Genomic DNA, 700 nt, shown 5'->3' with positions numbered 1-700 from the left:
AAGATAATTAATAAGATTGAATTTCCGCTGAGGAAATTCAGCCGCAATTAATTATACACTTTGTTACAAATAGTTTTACCTCAAGTTTCTTATTATGTAATCAAGTATATGATTAATCCATATGCTAAAATTATCTTGGAAAGGAATTACTTCGGAATTTGAGACCAATTCATTTTCCCAAACTTGACCTTTCGCTTTGCCTTTAATAATTAACACATAGCTATTACCGCATCCAGTTCCAGCTAAATTGATATTTCCATTGGTTAATTCGTCATAGTCGAAACCATTAGTACCATCTTTAGTTCTTTCTACAACTGGAAACTCTATATACGGATTATCACTAAAGTCATCTAAATCTGCGAAGTAATTTGCAAAATTATTTTCAGCAAAAAGAACATCATTATATTTCATATCCTTGATTCCACTACAAATTTCAGTCACAAAAAGGCGGAAATCATCTGGTAGTGTTAATTGATATTTTTTCTAAAAATTTGAATTTCATTCAATGGTACTTTATTCGAAAAATAAAATCTATTCTCTTTATCAAGCATTTTTATATTTTCAACTTTTTCTTTTAGTAATTTTATCATAATTATTTGTAACGTATTTGTGTATGATTTTTTGCGGGAAAAGGACGCGAGTTCTTTTCCGATGTTGCGGAAAGATAATTAATTGCGGTTGAATTTCCGGTGAGGAAATT

At 29.6% G+C, this 700-nt stretch carries 1 protein-coding gene; it reads right to left on the bottom strand.

The genetic code is table 11. The annotated features are described in order from the left end of the window. Positions 1-75 precede the first annotated feature (75 nt). Entirely contained in the window at positions 76-411 is a 336-nt protein-coding gene (locus ACOSP6_RS00005; RefSeq protein ID WP_422095575.1) for a hypothetical protein, read from the bottom strand. Positions 412-700: the final 289 nt, after the last annotated feature.

This window comes from Tenacibaculum sp. MEBiC06402 (genome assembly GCF_049239625.1).
Lineage (GTDB): Bacteria > Bacteroidota > Bacteroidia > Flavobacteriales > Flavobacteriaceae > Polaribacter.
This window is presented reverse-complemented; position numbering and strand designations above follow the sequence as displayed.

Bases quoted from the DNA above. Each gene is read 5' to 3' on its own strand.
- ACOSP6_RS00005 (WP_422095575.1), bottom strand. From the start codon at position 411: ATGAAATATAATGATGTTCTTTTTGCTGAAAATAATTTTGCAAATTAC.